The organism is Microbacterium sp. ZXX196 (genome assembly GCF_009709595.1).
In the GTDB taxonomy this organism is placed as follows: Bacteria; Actinomycetota; Actinomycetes; order Actinomycetales; family Microbacteriaceae; genus Microbacterium; species Microbacterium excoecariae.
The window spans coordinates 88,760-100,916 of record NZ_WMEE01000002.1 but is presented as its reverse complement, the minus strand read 5'-3'; the positions used below and the strand labels follow the sequence as shown (position 1 = coordinate 100,916).

Genomic DNA, 12,157 nt, shown 5'->3' with positions numbered 1-12,157 from the left:
ACCCTCAGCGCGCGGCGACCAGGCCCGCCCGCTCCGGGTGGGCCTGGAACCAGTCCGCGACGTACCAGCACACGGGCAGGACCTTCTGCCCGCCGCGCGCGGCGATCTCATCGACCGCGCGCTCGGTCACGATGGCGGCGAGCCCCTCGCCGCGGTGCGCGGGGTTCGTGAACGCGCGCGTCAGCGCGATCGTGTCCCCGTTCACGCGGTAGTCGAGCACGCTCACGAGCGCGCCGTCGCGGCGTAGCTCGAACCGCGATGCGGCGGGCGCGTCCTGGAAGCTGAATCGATCGTCCACGCCCCTATTCAACACGCGGATCCGCCCCGCGATTCCTGCGGAGGGTCGCGGGCGCGGATGCCCGGGCGCGGATCCCGCGGCGACGCCTCCCGGCGTCACATTCCGACATGCGGGGCGACCGCGGGCGAAATTGTTTGACTTCTCGCGAGACGCGCGGCAACAATTTCCCCATGACCACTTTTACGCGCCTTTCGTCCGCCCTGGAGGCGAACGGAGTGACCGGGATGATGATGCCCGGGCGCCAGGTCATGTGCTGTCGAATGTGTCGCTGAGCACCACGCCCCGACGCCCCTCACCGATCCGCCGCGCACCCGCGCGCGATCGTCCGCTGAGCGCATCGCTCGCGGCCCGGCGCTACGCGCCCCCCTCACAGCACCCCGGATCCGCCGGATCCCTCCCCGCAAGGACCCTTCCTCTCATGACCTCCCTCGCCACGCTCCCCCAGATCGCCCGCGCTCCCCGCCCCGCGCACCTGCGCCCGGTACCCTCACTTCAGGAGCAGCGCGAAGCGCGCGCTGCGCACCCCTCAGGTCGACGCCCCGTGAACATCGCTCAGCCCTCCGATCGCGCTGCCGGACTGCCCGCAGGCACCGAGCCGCGCGGCTTCGCGCTGTACGTCGGGCTCGACGAGGCCGCGGCCGCCGCCGACGGCGTTAGCCTCAACGTCCTCGTCGACGCGCTGCGCCGGACAATCTCCGAGCTCTCGCCGCACGCCGAGACCTACGCGACCGTCGCCCTCGCGCCCCAGCAGGCGGGCGGGCGCGACATCGACGTTGTCCGCCTCGCGCTGAAGGAGCCGGGCGCCGTGCAGCGCGCCCAGTCGAGCGCCCCGCAGGCGGACCGCGGCGCGGGCGTCGTCGTGGACATCTCGCGCAAGCGCGTCGCGATCGACGGAGACTCGGCCCAGCTCACCTACAAGGAGTTCGAGCTGCTCCAGTACCTCGTCCTGCGCGAGGGTCGCACGATCGAGCGGGGCGAGCTCGTCGACTCGCTGTGGCAGGCCGGCGATGACCAGGCGCCCGGCGAGCGCACGATCGACGTGCACGTGCGGCGCCTGCGCTCCAAGCTCGGCCGGTACGAGGACATCGTGCGCACCGTCCGCGGCGTCGGCTACCGCTTCGACCGCCACGCCGACGTGACCATCCGCTACGGCGCGGGCGCGCCCTCCCCCGACCGCTTCTGACGCCGCGGCCCGGCGCTGTCGGTGGTCCCGCGTAGCGTGTGGGGCATGACCACCGTCGCCCCGCCCCGCTCCGCCGAGGAGCCCATGCGCTCGGCGTGGGCGCCGGCCGCGCCGGTCGACCTCGCCCGCACCCTCGGCGTCATCGGGCGCGGCCCCGGCGACCCGACGTTCGCGCGGTCCGGAGGCGTGTTCTGGCGCGCGAGCCGCACGCCCGCCGGGCCCGCGACGCTCGCGGTGCGCCAGGCGCCCGACGGGCGCGTGCTCGCGGCCGCGTGGGGCCCCGGCCGCGAGCACGCGCTCGCGCACGCCCCCGACCTGTGCGGCAGGCGCGACGACCCGCGGGGGTTCGACGCCAGCCGCCACCCGCTCGTCCGCGAGGCGCACCGGCGCCTGGCCGGCCTCCGCCTCGCGCGCACCGACGACGTGCCAGCCGCCTTCGCGCAGGCCGTCATGGAGCAAAAGGTCACCGTCGCGCAGGCGTTCGGCGCGTGGCGCCGGATCGTCACGCGGCACGGCGAGCGCGCGCCCGGCCCCACGCCCCGCGCGCTCTTTGCCCCGCCTTCCGACGACGCCTGGCGCGCGATCCCGTCGTGGTCCTGGCACCGCGCGGGCCTCGAGCCGCCGCAGGCCCGCACGCTCGTCCGGGCGGCGGCCCGGTGGGGGGCCGTGCGCCGCGCGGTGGCCGCGGCTGGAGCCCCCGATCCGCTCGTGTCGTTGCCGGGCGTCGGTCCGTGGACGGCGGCGGAGACGCGGATCCGTGCCCTCGGCGACCCCGACGCCGTCAGCGTCGGCGACTATCACCTCGCCCACCACGTGGGGTACGCGCTCACCGGTTCGCGCACCGACGACGACGGGATGCTCGCGCTGCTCGAGCCGTGGCGCGGGCAGCGCCAGCGGGTGATTCGCCTACTCGGCGCCGCGGGGCCGCGCGAGCCGCGGCGCGGGCCGAAGCTCGCCCCGGAGGATCACCGCGAAAGGTGACGGGCCGAGCGGATTCGCGACACAATGGCCGCATGTCCCCGCGCGCTCGCCACACACTCATCGCCGTCGGCTTGTTCGCCCTCGCCCTGCTCGTCGGGGCCATCCTCGGCAGCGTGTGGCTGGGGGCCGCGCTCGGCGTGCTCGTGGGGATCGGGGCGCTCATCGCGTTCGAATCGCGGCGCGGCGGGCAGCAGGGCCTCACCGACCGGGACGACAACGGGGCCGAGCTGTAGGCGGTCATTTTCGCCGCTCCCACCGGTCTCGCAGGAGACTCTGAGGTCACCCCCGTTACCGGTTCGTTACCAAAGGTTCGACGTAGCCCGCGATCCGCACCAGGGCGCGGATCCGTGCGCCCCGTGCGGCGCTCTCAGGTTCGGGCGCTCCTCCCGGCCGAAAAAGGTGCTTTCGGGGTCGCACGGGGCACTTCCTGACGCGACGCCCAGACTCGCGAACCATCCTCGTCGTCGGCGCTCGCGCTGACTCCCCCGAACCGTCAGCCACCCGAGTGCGCCTCGGCGCGTGAGACGACCGCGCCGCTCCCGAGCGAACTGGATCTCCCTGGCTATGACGATGAACGACGCCCCCCTGCCCGAGCCCTTCCCCCGCGCGAACCACGTGGCCCTGCTCCGCCAGGCGACCGAGCGCCGCCGCAAGCGCATCGCGCTCGGCGCCGCCACCCTCGTCGCCGCGATCGCCCTCGGCGGCGGCACGGCCGCCTACGCGTCGATCCCGCAGCCCGAGCGCGAGACGGCCAACGCGGTCGCGCTCGCGACGGGTGACACGGCGAGCGACGCGAAGAAGACGCTCGGGCAGGCCGAGAGCCTGCTCGATCGCGCGGAGGGCAAAGTCGACACGGAGGCCCTCGAGGGCTTCATCGCGTCCCTCGCCTCCTACGAGGAGCTGCCGGAGCCGATCGTCCTCGAGCGCACGGCGGACGCTGGAGCCGAGATCGACGCCGTCACGGTCGCGATCACGGACTACGAGGAGGAGCAGGACCGGATCGCGGCGAAGAAGAAGGCCGAGGCCGCAGCCGCCGCCGAGGCGGAGGCCGAGGCGCTCGCCGCCGCCAACACGGTCGAGGGCGCGAAGGCGACCGCCGCCTCCCTCGCCGCGGACACCTACGGCTGGGGATCCGACCAGTTCAGCTGCCTGGACTCGCTGTGGACCAAGGAGTCGGGCTGGAACTACCAGGCCTCCAACGCCTCGAGCGGCGCGTACGGGATCCCGCAGTCGCTCCCGGGCAGCAAGATGTCGACGGTCGCCGCCGACTGGCAGACCAACGCCACGACGCAGATCACGTGGGGCCTCGACTACATCGCGCGCGCCTACGGGACGCCGTGCTCCGCGTGGGCCCACTCGCAGGCCGTGAACTGGTACTGAGCCCTCAGGCCCGCCCCGCGGCGGCGCGCCCACGCGGCGCGCCGCCGCGCTCGCGCGTCAGGCGTAGTAGAGCGCGACCGGTCGGCCGTCGATCTCGCGCACGTCGACCTCGGTGTCGTACACCTCGCGCAGCACGTCCGGCTGCATGATGGCGTCGCGCCCCGCGTCGGCGACGATCCGGCCGTCCCGCATCGCGATGATGCGATCGCTGTAGGTCGCCGCGAAGTTGATGTCGTGGAGCACGACGACGACGCGCTTGCCGAGCTCGTCGGCCATGCGCCGAATGAGCTTCATGATCTCGGTCATGTGCCGCAGGTCGAGGTTGTTGAGCGGCTCGTCGAGGAGCACGTACTTCGTGTCCTGCGCGAGCACCATCGCGATGAACGCCCGCTGGCGCTGGCCGCCCGAGAGCTCGTCGAGGAAGCGGCCGCGCAGCGCGTCGAGATCGAGGTAGCCGATCGCCTCGTCGATCTTCGCGCGATCGACGGCGGTCAGCCGCCCCTGCGAGTGCGGGAAGCGACCGAACTCGACGAGGTCCTGGACCGTCAGCCGGGACGCGACGACGTTGTCCTGGCGCAGCACGGCCAGCGCCCGCGCGATGTCGCGCGCCGGCGCGCGGGCGACGTCCAGGCCGTCGATGTGCACGGATCCGGCGTCCGGCGCGATGAGGCGCCCCACGAGCCCGAACAGGGTCGACTTGCCGGCGCCGTTCGGCCCGATGAGCGCCGTGACGCCCTCGCCGCCGAGCTCGATCGTGACGTCGTCGAGCACGGTCTGCCCGTCGTAGCGCTTGGTGGCTCCGGTCAGCGCGATCATCGCGCCCCCTTTCTGAGGACGAGGAAGAGGAAGAAGAGTCCGCCGGCGAACTCGATGACGGTCGAGAGCGTGCCCTGGAACCCGAGGAGCTGCTCCACGACGAGCTGGCCGCCGAGGAGGCACACCATCCCGAGCAGGACCGCCGTCGGCAGCGTCCAGCCGTGCCGGAAGCTCCCGGCGTACGAGTAGGCGAGGTTCGCGACGATCAGGCCGAAGAAGAGGATCGGGCCGACGAGCGCGGTCGACGCGGCGACCATCACCGACACGACGAGGAAGAGCGCCATGACGACGCGGCGGTGTGCGACGCCGAGCCCGACCGCGACGGGCTCGCCGAGCGTCAAGACGTCGAGGGTCCGCACCAGCGGCACGAGCGCGGCGCACCCCGCGGCCACGAGGGCCGCCGTGAACACCAGCAGCACGGGGTCGGGCCGGGTGAGCGATGCGAACATCGCGTCGGTCACGACCTGAAAATCGAGTGGATCCAGCATGCGCTGCATCCACTCGGTGAAGCTGCGAAAGAACGTCCCGAGCACGATGCCCACGAGCAGCATGAGGTGGATCGAGCGGCGCTTGCCGCCGAACATCCACGTGAACAGGAGCACGCTGAAGCCGACCATGACGGCGACCTGCAGGGCCCACAGCACGAGGCTGTCGGCGGCGAGGAAGCCCGCGGCGCCGAACGCGAAGACCATCACGGTCGTGATGAGGCCGTAGAACGCGTCGAAGCCCATGATCGACGGAGTGAGGATCCGGTTCTGCGTGATCGTGTGGAACACGACGGTGGAGACGCCGACGGCCGTCGCCACGACCGCCATGGCCGCGATCGTCAGGCCGCGGATCCGCGCGGCGAACAGGAAGGATCCGGGCACGTCGTAGACGAGGTACGCCACCGCCAGCAGCACAACGACCGCGCCGAGGGCCCCGAGGCGGACGCCCGGGCGCGCCCACGCGGCCGCGACGCCTGACGCGCGGACGGGGGCGGAGCTGGCGGCGACGGGCGCCGCGCGAAGTTCAGTGGACACGCGACCTCCGTCGCAGCAGGAGCCAGAGGAACAGGCCCGCGCCCACGACGCCCACGACGACCGAGAGCGGGATCTCGTAGGGGAAGCGCACGAGCCGCGCGATGAGGTCGCACGCGACGACGAAGACCGCGCCGAGGCCCGCCACCCACGGGATCGACCGGCGCACGTTGTCGCCGATGATGAGGCTCACGATGTTCGGCACGACGAGGCCGAGGAACGGCAGGACCCCCGCCGTCACGAGCACGCACGCCGTGATCACGGAGACGATCACCATGCCGATCGCGACGACGCGGCGGTAGTTCAGGCCGAGGTTGGTGGAGAACTCCTCGCCGAGGCCGATGACGCTGAATCGGTCGGCGGCCACCCAGGCGACGATCACCATCGCCGCCGCGATGAAGAGGAACTCGTAGCGCCCGCGCATGACGGTCGCGAAGGATCCCTGCGACCACTGGCCGAGCGACTGGAGCAGGTCGAGCCGGTAGGCGAAGAACGTCGTGACGGCCCCGACGACGCCGCCGAGCATGATGCCGACGAGCGGGACGAGCACGAGGGAGCGCACGGGCACGTGGCGGACGATGCGGAGGAAGACCCACGTGCCGCAGAGCGCGAACACGGAGACGAGCGCCATGCGCACCGGAATGGCCATGCCCGGCCAGAACACCATCGCCACGAGCATGCCGAGCGTCGCGAACTCGGTCACGCCCGTCGTGGACGGCTCGACGAAGCGGTTGCGCACGAGCATCTGCATGATGAGCCCGGCGATGCCGAGCGAGGCGCCGACGAGGACGAGCGCGAGCGTGCGCGGGATCCGGCTGGCCGCGAGGAGGAAGACCGCGTCGGCGGATCCGTCCCGCAGCGCCGAGACGGACACCTCGCTGGAGGCGCCGACGAACAGGCTGACGGCCGCGAGCAGCACGAGGAGCACGCCGATGAGCACCCCCACCCAGGCGCGACGGGGACGCGTGGGGGCGGGGGTGCTCGCGGTGGCTGCGGCGGTCGTCACAGCCACGATCTGGGGGCCTTCACGACGGGGTGTGTGGCTCAGGCGCCGATCGACAGGATGTTGTCGATCATGATCTGCGTCGTGTCGATGCCGCCGAACACGATGTACCACGCCATCGGGTCGAGGTAGACGATCTGGTCGTTCTGCCACGCCGTCGTCTCGTGGACGATCTCGTTGTCGAGCACGACCTCGGCGGCCTCGGCGCCCTCCTCACCGGTGGCCGCGTTGCGGTCCGTGACGAAGAGGTAGTCCGGGTCGGTCTCGAGCAGGAACTCGAACGAGACGGGCTCGCCGTGCGTCGCTTCCTCGATGTCGCTGATGACGGGCTCGACGCCGAACACGTCATAGACGATGCCGCCGCGGAGGTTGCGGCCCGAGTAGTCGCCCTCCGAGGGCTTGAGCGCGCTCACGCTGTCGCCCGACACCATGACGCTGAGGCCCGTGCCGATGCCGGTCGTGACCTCGCGCGCCTCGGCGATGCCGGCCTCGAGCGTCTCGAGCGCGGCCGCGGCCTCGTCCTCGGCCCCGAGCACCTCGCCGAGGAAGGTGACGTTGCGCTCGAGGGTGTCCTCGAAGGATCCGCTCGAGCTGAGGTCGACCGTCGGGGCGATCTCGCTGAGGTCCTCGTAGAGCGCGGCGGAGCGGCCGCCCACGATGATGAGGTCGGGCTGGGCCGCCTCGACCTCGAGCAGGTCGGCCTCGAACAGCGACCCGGCGTTGATCGCGTCGTCCGCGAGGTAGCCCTGCAGGTAGTCCGGCACCGAGTCCAGCGGCGCGCCCTGGACCTCGCCGCCGAGGGCACCCCACGTGTCGAGGGAGGCCATGTCGAAGATGACGACGTTCTCGGGTGCGAGCGGCACGTCGACCGTGACCTCCTCGTAGGCCGGTTCCTCGTCCTCGCCCGCCGTGTTGTACTCGAACGTGAACGGCATCGTCTCGGCGTCGCCGTCGGCGTTCGCCTCGGCGCCCGACGTGGAGGAGCAACCGGCGAGGACGAGGGCGGACGCCGCGACGAGCGACAGCGCGGCGAGCGGGCGGGTGAGCGTCATGAAAACTCCTGCGTGTGGAACGGGCGCGACGGAAGACGGACCCTCCGCGCGGAGATGCCGGGTGCGTCGCACCGTTGGACGAGGCGCTGCGTGTAAGGCATGCCTTACCCGGCTCGAGGTAGGTTAGCCTAACTTTCATGAGTTCGTCCAACACCGACACCGCGACCTACCGGCTCGAGCGCGAATCGCTCGAGCTGCGCTTCCGCTCCGCGACGCTCACGGAGCGCGCGTGGCTCTCGGAGCACTACGTGCGCGTCCGCGTGGAGGGCGAGGAGCTCGCGGGGTTCGGATCCACGGGGCACGACGACCACATCCGGATCTTCCTGCCGGACGAGCGCCCGGGCACGATCGAGGAGCTGCGCCAAGCGCCGAGCCGCGAATTTACGCCGCTCGCGTGGGGCACGACGTCCGCGGGCTCGCCGTACCTCGACCTCGAGTTCGCCCTGCACGGCGACGAGGGCGTCGCGGGCGTCTGGGCGCAGAGCGCACCCCTCGGCGCGTTTTGCGGCGTCGGGGGCCCGCGCGGCGCCCTGCGCATCGAGGGCGAGCCGGACGGGTGGCTCCTCGCGGGCGACGAGACGGCCATCCCGCAGATCCGGCGCTACGCCGAACTCATCCCGGAGGACGCGCCGGCGCTCATCCTCGTCGAGGTGCGCGGCGCCGCGCACCAGCTGAAGATCGACGCGCCCGTGCCGGTCGAGTTCGTCAACCGCGGCGGGGCATTCCCGGGCACGGCGCTTGCCGACGCCCTCGGGCAGATGGACGAGGACGACCGGCCGGGCGAGGATCCGTTCGTGTTCATCGCGGCGGAGCAGGCGATCGTGAAGCCCGCCCGCGCGCTCGTGGCGGACCGCTGGGGGCTCGACCTCGACCGCCGTGTCATCAAGGGGTACTGGAAGTCGGGCGACACCGAGTACCACGCCGCCCACTGACGCGTGCGGGGCGGGGCCGCCCGGCCCCGCCCCGCACGCACGGCGTCACTGGTTGCTGAACGCCGCGTCGAACGCCGTCGCGGGCAGGGGCCAGAGCATGTCGCGGATCCGGCCCACGGCCTCGGCGGCACCGTGCTCGCGATCCATGCCGGCGTCCTCCCACTCGATCGAGATGGGGCCGGCGTAGCCGATCGACGACAGCGCCCGGAACGCGTCCTCCCACGGGATGTCGCCGTGGCCCGTGGAGACGAAGTCCCAGCCGCGGCGCGGGTCTCCCCACGGCAGGTGCGACCCGAGGATCCCCTGACGCCCGCTCGCCGCGCGGATCCGCGTGTCCTTGCAGTCGACGTGGTAGATCCGGTCCGCGAAGTCCGAGATGAAGCCGACCGTGTCGATGCCCTGCCATGCCATGTGCGACGGATCCCAGTTGAGCCCGAAGGCCGCGCGGTGATCGATCGCCTCGAGCGCGCGCACCGTCGTCCAGTGGTCGTACGCGATCTCGGACGGGTGCACCTCGTGCGCGAAGCGCACGCCCTCGGCGTCGAACACGTCGAGGATGGGCTTCCAGCGCGCCGCGAAGTCCTCGTAGCCCGCGTCGATGACGTCCTGCCCCACGGGCGGGAACATCGCGACGTACTTCCAGATGCTCGAGCCCGTGAAGCCGACGATCGTGTCGACGCCGAGCTTGCGGGCCACGCGGGCCGCCCGCTGCATGTCCTCGGCCGCGCGTCGGCGCACGCCCTCCTCGTCCCCGTCGCCCCACACGTAGTCGCGCAGGATCGCGCGGTGCCGGAAGTCGATCGGGTCGTCGCACACAGCCTGCCCGCCGAGATGGTGCGAGATCGCCCACACGCCGAGCCCGTGCCGCTTCAGGATCTCGAGGCGCTCCTGCACGTACGCGTCGTCCTCGTCGGCCCGCCGCAGGTCGAGGTGGTCGCCGCTCGCGGCGATCTCGAGCCCGTCGTATCCCCAGGCCGCGGCCTTCGCGCAGAGCTCCTCGAAGGGCATGTCCGCCCACTGCCCCGTGAAGAGGGTGACCGGAAGTCGTCCTTGATCCGCCATCGTCGTCTCCTGTGATCGTTGGTGAAGTGTTACGCGCGGGCCGCGGTGGTGTCGACCCACCGGCCCGATGCGGCCGACGCGAGCACGGCCTCGGTGAGCTGCGCCGCGCGCGCGCCGTCCTCGAACGTCGGCAGCCCCTCGGGTGCGCCGCCGCGGACGGCGTCGTACGCGTCGCGCACGAACGCCGTGAACGCCTCCTGGTACCCCATCGGGTGCCCGGACGGCACGAGCGAGAGCCGCGCCGCGTCCGGCGAGAGGATCGCCGGGTCGCGCTCGAGGAGCACGGATCCCTCGCGGCGCCCCAGCCACAGGCGCCCGGGGTCCTCCTGCTCGAACCGGTACGCCTCCTCGCGCGCGTGCACCTCGACGACGAGGCCGTTCTTCCGGCCGGCCGCGACCTGCGACACGAGCGCCGTTCCCGGGGCGCCGCCGTCGAGCTGGAAGAGCACGGCCGCGATGTCCTCGTTCGCGACGGGGCGCCCTCCGCGCTCGTCGTACACGCGCGACGTGAGCGCCTGGATCCGCGCGACGCGCTGGCCCGTCATGAACTCGATCGCGTCGAACAGGTGCGAGCCGATGTCCGCGAACGCGCGGGAGGCGCCGCCCGCCTCGCTCGACGCGCGCCAGTTGTCGTCGTCGGGCGAGAGCAGCCAGTCCTGCAGGTAGTGCGCGTCGACGGAGACCACGGCGGATCCACCGGCGGCGATCCGCGCCCGCGCTTCCCGCATCATCGGGTGGTAGCGGTACACGAACGGCACGGCGCCGACGACGCCCGCCGCGCGCGCGGCGTCGGCAAGGGACCGCGCCTCGCCCGCCGTCGTCGCGAGCGGCTTCTCGCAGATCACGTGGCGCCCGGCCGCGATCACCTCGCGCGCCTGGGCGCCGTGGAGGGCGTTGGGGCTCAGCACGTGCACGACGTCGACGTCTCGCCGGCCCAGCACGTCGTCGAGGGACGCGGCGCCCTCGCGGACGCCGAGGTCGCGCGCGGCGCGGACCGACCGCTCGGGCGTCGAAGCGACCACGGCGACGAGGTCGGCGCCGATCTGGCGCGCGGCCGACGTGTGCGCGCGGCCCATCATCCCCGCACCGATGAACGCCGCGCCCAGCTCCGGCGCGCTCACGAGCGCGCCGTTCGAGCGGCCTCGGCCCGCACGATGTGCGCATTCATGGGGTACATCCCTTCACCTGCGTGCGCCGGCGGCCGCGCCCTCTCGACGCACGCCACTTTTGCACGAGAATACACAAAAGTTCATTGATTGCCAGCATAAGGGATCCGCGGCGCGGGCGGACCCGCCCTATGCGGCGAGCGTCGGGTCCCACTCGACGGGCACGGTCGCGGGCCGCGCCACGCGGGAGGCGACGCGCTCGATCGCGCCCGACCGCGTCGACTCCTCGATCGCGAGCAGGGTCTCGAGCACGTGCACCCCCATCTCCCCCGACGCGCGGTGGGCGCGGTCCTCGCGGATCGCCTCGGCCATATCGGCGATGCCGAGGCCGCGGCCGCCCTGCACGCCCTCGACGGCGAGGTCCCGCCACGGGGTGTCCTCGCGCGCGTTCTCGGCCGTGGTCTGCGCGAGCCGCACCGCCCCCGTGAAGAAGTTCGGATCCGGGATCCGGAGCGCCCCCTCGGTCCCGACGAGCTCCACGAAGCCCATGCGCCGGATCGGAGAGTCCCAGCTGTAGAGCTGCTGGGCGGATCCGCCCGCCTCGAAGGAGAGGGTCGCCTGGACCGTCGTCGGCACGAGCACGGGGAACTCCTCCCCCGCGCGATCGCCGACCTTCTTCGTGCGGTTCGCCTGGCCCGTCTGCGCGGTCGCGTACGCCGAGGCGACGGATCCGAATGCGCTCACGAGGGTCGTGACGTAATACGGCCCCATGTCGAGCACGGGTCCCGCGCCGGGCGCGAACAGGAACTCGGGACCGGGGTGGAACCAGTCCGGCCCCGCCCACTGCATGGCAGTCGTGGCGAACAGCGGATCCCCGATCTCCCCGCGTTCGAACGCCCTGAGCGCCGTCTGCACGCCGTTGCCGAGCACGGTGTCCGGCGCGATGCCGACGCGGAGCCCCTTGCGGTCGGCGGCCTCGAGCACGGCCCGCGCCGAGGCGAGGTCGGTCGCGATCGGCTTCTCGCTCCACACGTGCTTGCCCGCCTCGATCGCGGCGAGCGAGACGTCGGCGTGCACCGCGGGAATCGTGAGGTTCACGACGAGGTCCACGCCCGGGTGGGCGAGCACGTCGTCGGGGGATCCGTGCGCCGCGATGCCGTGCTTGGCGGCCTGCGACCGCGCCCGCTCGGTGTCGAGGTCGCCGAGGATGACGACCCGCACGCCGGGGAAGGTCGCGAGGTGCTCGAGATAGGTGTCGCTGATCATGCCGACGCCGATGAAGCCGACGCCGAGGGGAGTATGGTGTGCCACGAGAGCTCCTGGGG

Annotated in this window: 13 protein-coding genes; 5 read left to right on the top strand and 8 right to left on the bottom strand. The window is 72.5% G+C overall.

The genetic code is table 11. From position 1 onward, the window contains the following. Nucleotides 1–4 precede the first annotated feature (4 nt). Nucleotides 5–298 (bottom strand): GNAT family N-acetyltransferase, encoded by a 294-nt coding sequence (locus GJQ66_RS02090; RefSeq protein WP_368732557.1) that lies wholly within the window; start codon nt 296–298, stop codon nt 5–7. Nucleotides 299–716: 418 nt separating this feature from the next. Between GJQ66_RS02090 and GJQ66_RS02085 the strand changes: the two genes are divergently transcribed. The 4 genes from GJQ66_RS02085 to GJQ66_RS02070 all read left to right on the top strand — a co-directional run bounded on the left by GJQ66_RS02085 (nt 717) and on the right by GJQ66_RS02070 (nt 3,842). Next, on the top strand, nt 717–1,481 hold the full coding sequence (locus GJQ66_RS02085) for a winged helix-turn-helix domain-containing protein (protein ID WP_155047700.1): 765 nt from the start codon (nt 717–719) through the stop codon (nt 1,479–1,481). A gap of 45 nt (nt 1,482–1,526) precedes the next feature. Continuing rightward, the gene (locus GJQ66_RS02080; protein ID WP_155047699.1) at nt 1,527–2,462 is read left to right on the top strand and encodes a DNA-3-methyladenine glycosylase; all 936 of its coding nucleotides are present in this window, start codon (nt 1,527–1,529) and stop codon (nt 2,460–2,462) included. A 32-nt stretch (nt 2,463–2,494) separates the two neighbouring features. Then, a complete protein-coding gene (locus GJQ66_RS02075) occupies nt 2,495–2,695 on the top strand; it encodes a hypothetical protein (RefSeq protein WP_155047698.1) in 201 nt (66 codons plus the stop codon). Nucleotides 2,696–3,032: 337 nt separating this feature from the next. Continuing rightward, the gene (locus tag GJQ66_RS02070) at nt 3,033–3,842 is read left to right on the top strand and encodes a hypothetical protein (protein WP_155047697.1); all 810 of its coding nucleotides are present in this window, start codon (nt 3,033–3,035) and stop codon (nt 3,840–3,842) included. 57 nt (nt 3,843–3,899) lie between these two features. Here GJQ66_RS02070 and GJQ66_RS02065 read toward each other — a convergent pair whose 3' ends face one another. Genes GJQ66_RS02065 through GJQ66_RS02050 form a run of 4 tightly spaced genes read right to left on the bottom strand, consistent with a single transcriptional unit; the run spans nt 3,900 to nt 7,732 of the window. Continuing rightward, nucleotides 3,900–4,658, bottom strand: a complete 759-nt coding sequence (locus GJQ66_RS02065) for an ABC transporter ATP-binding protein (RefSeq protein ID WP_155047696.1) — start codon at nt 4,656–4,658, stop codon at nt 3,900–3,902. Beyond that, a complete protein-coding gene (locus tag GJQ66_RS02060; protein WP_368732556.1) occupies nt 4,655–5,680 on the bottom strand; it encodes an iron chelate uptake ABC transporter family permease subunit in 1,026 nt (341 codons plus the stop codon). The genes GJQ66_RS02065 and GJQ66_RS02060 overlap by 4 nt, the downstream gene beginning before the upstream one ends. Next, nucleotides 5,670–6,689, bottom strand: a complete 1,020-nt coding sequence (locus GJQ66_RS02055; RefSeq protein WP_368732555.1) for an ABC transporter permease — start codon at nt 6,687–6,689, stop codon at nt 5,670–5,672. The genes GJQ66_RS02060 and GJQ66_RS02055 overlap by 11 nt, the downstream gene beginning before the upstream one ends. Nucleotides 6,690–6,721: 32 nt before the next feature. Then, nucleotides 6,722–7,732: a siderophore ABC transporter substrate-binding protein gene (locus tag GJQ66_RS02050; protein WP_230379227.1), complete on the bottom strand. Its 1,011-nt coding sequence runs from the start codon at nt 7,730–7,732 to the stop codon at nt 6,722–6,724. A gap of 137 nt (nt 7,733–7,869) precedes the next feature. Between GJQ66_RS02050 and GJQ66_RS02045 the strand changes: the two genes are divergently transcribed. Further along, nucleotides 7,870–8,664 carry a siderophore-interacting protein gene (locus GJQ66_RS02045; RefSeq protein ID WP_155047695.1) on the top strand — a complete coding sequence of 265 codons (795 nt, stop codon included), beginning with the start codon at nt 7,870–7,872 and terminating at the stop codon, nt 8,662–8,664. Between the two features lie 45 nt (nt 8,665–8,709). On the opposite strand, the gene GJQ66_RS02040 is transcribed toward GJQ66_RS02045, so the two are convergent. From GJQ66_RS02040 to GJQ66_RS02030, 3 genes are all read right to left on the bottom strand, one after another. After that, nucleotides 8,710–9,726: a sugar phosphate isomerase/epimerase gene (locus GJQ66_RS02040; protein ID WP_155047694.1), complete on the bottom strand. Its 1,017-nt coding sequence runs from the start codon at nt 9,724–9,726 to the stop codon at nt 8,710–8,712. A 29-nt stretch (nt 9,727–9,755) separates the two neighbouring features. After that, on the bottom strand, nt 9,756–10,847 hold the full coding sequence (locus GJQ66_RS02035; protein WP_368732554.1) for a Gfo/Idh/MocA family protein: 1,092 nt from the start codon (nt 10,845–10,847) through the stop codon (nt 9,756–9,758). A 174-nt stretch (nt 10,848–11,021) separates the two neighbouring features. Continuing rightward, a complete protein-coding gene (locus GJQ66_RS02030; protein ID WP_368732553.1) occupies nt 11,022–12,143 on the bottom strand; it encodes a Gfo/Idh/MocA family protein in 1,122 nt (373 codons plus the stop codon). Nucleotides 12,144–12,157 lie beyond the last annotated feature (14 nt).

Coding starts and splice junctions, on each gene's coding strand:
- GJQ66_RS02040 (WP_155047694.1), bottom strand. CDS start 9,726: ATGGCGGATCAAGGACGACTTCCGGTCACCCTCTTCACGGGGCAGTGG.
- GJQ66_RS02065 (WP_155047696.1), bottom strand. CDS start 4,658: ATGATCGCGCTGACCGGAGCCACCAAGCGCTACGACGGGCAGACCGTG.
- GJQ66_RS02080 (WP_155047699.1), top strand. CDS start 1,527: ATGACCACCGTCGCCCCGCCCCGCTCCGCCGAGGAGCCCATGCGCTCG.
- GJQ66_RS02070 (WP_155047697.1), top strand. CDS start 3,033: ATGAACGACGCCCCCCTGCCCGAGCCCTTCCCCCGCGCGAACCACGTG.
- GJQ66_RS02050 (WP_230379227.1), bottom strand. CDS start 7,732: ATGACGCTCACCCGCCCGCTCGCCGCGCTGTCGCTCGTCGCGGCGTCC.
- GJQ66_RS02075 (WP_155047698.1), top strand. CDS start 2,495: ATGTCCCCGCGCGCTCGCCACACACTCATCGCCGTCGGCTTGTTCGCC.
- GJQ66_RS02045 (WP_155047695.1), top strand. CDS start 7,870: ATGAGTTCGTCCAACACCGACACCGCGACCTACCGGCTCGAGCGCGAA.
- GJQ66_RS02085 (WP_155047700.1), top strand. CDS start 717: ATGACCTCCCTCGCCACGCTCCCCCAGATCGCCCGCGCTCCCCGCCCC.